This is a genomic window from Lysinibacillus sp. NPDC056185 (genome assembly GCF_047737915.1).
Taxonomy (GTDB): domain Bacteria; phylum Bacillota; class Bacilli; order Bacillales_A; family Planococcaceae; genus Lysinibacillus.
Genome location: NZ_JBLLLQ010000113.1, coordinates 1 through 1,100 on the forward strand (window position 1 = coordinate 1; position 1,100 = coordinate 1,100).

The 1,100-nt window shown below is 65.5% G+C and carries 2 protein-coding genes; both read left to right on the forward strand.

The genetic code is table 11. The annotated features are described in order from the left end of the window. Nucleotides 1–202: 202 nt before the first annotated feature. Nucleotides 203–466: a hypothetical protein gene (locus ACMZ42_RS27255; protein WP_375847189.1), complete on the forward strand. Its 264-nt coding sequence runs from the start codon at nt 203–205 to the stop codon at nt 464–466. A gap of 4 nt (nt 467–470) precedes the next feature. Beyond that, nucleotides 471–734: a hypothetical protein gene (locus tag ACMZ42_RS27260; protein ID WP_375847188.1), complete on the forward strand. Its 264-nt coding sequence runs from the start codon at nt 471–473 to the stop codon at nt 732–734. The last annotated feature ends 366 nt before the right edge of the window (nt 735–1,100 follow it).

Consider the following 1,100-nt stretch of genomic DNA (forward strand, 5'->3'; position numbering starts at 1 on the left):
AGCTCGTACTCATAGCGCAGGTCCTCAGTGGACTGCGTCCGGCTGTGCTCGATCGACGCCGAAGACGGGCTCTTCCGGATCCTCATGTGCATTTCCTTTCATGGCGATTGATGCCGTTTCAGCCGGTCCGGCTGGCGACTGGCCAACCATGACACAGAACTTCTCGGTAAACAACCCTGCTTCAGTGGGCGTTGCGTGAGCTATGCTGTGCAGCATGGAAATTCCCGAGAAAGCGCAGGCCGAGGCGCTGGCGCGCGTGGCGGAACTGGGCACCCAGCGCGCCCAACTGCTCGCCGACGCCAAGGCGCTACTGCCACAGATCAAGGAAGCCGCCCTTGCGGCCGCGCGAATCGATGCCCCGCGCTCCCGCATTCAGCAGCTCAGCAAGGTGAGCACAGCCGTTGTCTACGGCTGGTTCGATGAGGCGGGCCTGCCCAAGCTCAAGGGCGGCAAGGGGGGTGTCTGACCAGATGGACTACCAGCGACACAATGTGGCTCCCCCCGGGCATGCCGACCTGCCGTTCGCCGGGGACGCGTCGCTCGCAGAGGTGCTGGGTGTGATTGACCAGCTCAGCGCGCTGGGCCGCGACCTGCGGGCCACGGTCCCCACCGCGAGCCTGCGGGGGAGTCAGTACCTGCGGGCCGCAGACCTGGCGCGATGGATCGCAGACGCCGCCGACGAGTTGCACCAGGACCTCAACCAGGACTCGTCAATCCCGCTACAGACCGACTGAGACCCGAGCGTTATTTCAGTACGCGGAATCCGCGTCCCGGCGACGCCCTGACTGGGCGTAGCCTGTCCCGCACAAGATCCAGACAGACAGCAGAAAAGCCACCCACCAGTTGCCCGAGAGTTGGCGCTCTCGGAGGTGAACGGCTTTCCGCTGGCCCTTGCCAAGGCTCGTTCTGAGTGTAGCGGTCGGTTTTTCGACCGGACACCGGGCGGGCCAGAGAGAGGCCCCACATGGCGCACCCGTCACCTGATGACTGCGCGTCCTGCCGCCGGATTTTCGGCGAGCTGGTTGAGCACGAACTGACCACTGCCCCCGGTACCTCGTTGCCCGCTGCCGTGCTGGCGGAGCGTGTGGGGCTGGTGCCGC

Bases quoted from the DNA above. Each gene is read 5' to 3' on its own strand.
- ACMZ42_RS27255 (WP_375847189.1), top strand. From the start codon at position 203: ATGCTGTGCAGCATGGAAATTCCCGAGAAAGCGCAGGCCGAGGCGCTG.
- ACMZ42_RS27260 (WP_375847188.1), top strand. From the start codon at position 471: ATGGACTACCAGCGACACAATGTGGCTCCCCCCGGGCATGCCGACCTG.